Annotated in this window: 1 protein-coding gene and 1 pseudogene; both read left to right on the top strand. The window is 65.4% G+C overall.

From position 1 onward, the window contains the following. Positions 1-356, top strand: a pseudogene (locus DS837_RS31840) (NAD(P)(+) transhydrogenase (Re/Si-specific) subunit alpha); the annotation flags it as partial. Positions 357-369: 13 nt separating this feature from the next. Continuing rightward, positions 370-804 carry an NAD(P) transhydrogenase subunit alpha part 2 gene (locus DS837_RS31845; protein ID WP_014240278.1) on the top strand — a complete coding sequence of 145 codons (435 nt, stop codon included), beginning with the start codon at positions 370-372 and terminating at the stop codon, positions 802-804. The last annotated feature ends 13 nt before the right edge of the window (positions 805-817 follow it).

The following is an 817-nucleotide window of genomic DNA, read 5'->3' on the forward strand; positions in this document are numbered from 1 at the left end:
CGCCGATCCTGGTGACGCGCGAGCATGTGGCGTCGATGAAGCCGGGCTCGGTGCTGATCGATCTGGCGGTGGAGCAGGGCGGCAACGTCGAGGGCTCGGAGCTGGGCAAGGTCGTCGTCACCGACAATGGGGTGAAGATCGTCGGCCACGCCAACTACCCCAGCCGCATCGCCGAGAGCGCCTCGCTGCTCTACGCCAAGAACCTGCTCGCGCTGCTGCAGTCGCTGCACGACAAGGAGAAGGGCATTGCGCTCAACTGGGACGACGAGATCGTGAAGGCCATCGCGCTCACCCGCGATGGGCAGGTCGTCCATCCCGCCTTCGCGGACGCGGTCCGCGAAGTTCAGACCGTCTGAGGAGGCGGCTTCCATGGAACATCCCGATCCCGCGAGCCAGATTGAGGCCTTCCGCCACTCGCTCCTCACCCTGACCAACCAGACGGCGGAGCTTCAGGTCCAGGTTGCCCAGATGACCCACGCGATGCCGATCCCGGCGCCCGTCCTGGACGCGGCGAGCCACGGCAACTTCTTCATCACCGGCCTGACGGTGTTCGTGCTGGCCTGCTTCGTCGGCTACTACGTGGTGTGGCGGGTGACGCCGGCTCTGCACTCGCCGCTGATGGCGGTGACCAACGCGGTGTCCTCGGTGATCATCGTCGGCGCCCTGATCGCCGCCGGCCCCGCTGGGTTTGGCTTCTCCAAGATCATGGGCTTCCTCGCCGTCATCCTGGCCAGCGTCAACATCTTCGGCGGCTTCCTGGTCACCCAGCGCATGCTGTCGATGTTCAAGAAGAAGGGCAAGTAACCATGGAAACCCT

Source organism: Azospirillum brasilense (assembly GCF_008365405.1).
In the GTDB taxonomy this organism is placed as follows: Bacteria; Pseudomonadota; Alphaproteobacteria; order Azospirillales; family Azospirillaceae; genus Azospirillum; species Azospirillum brasilense_D.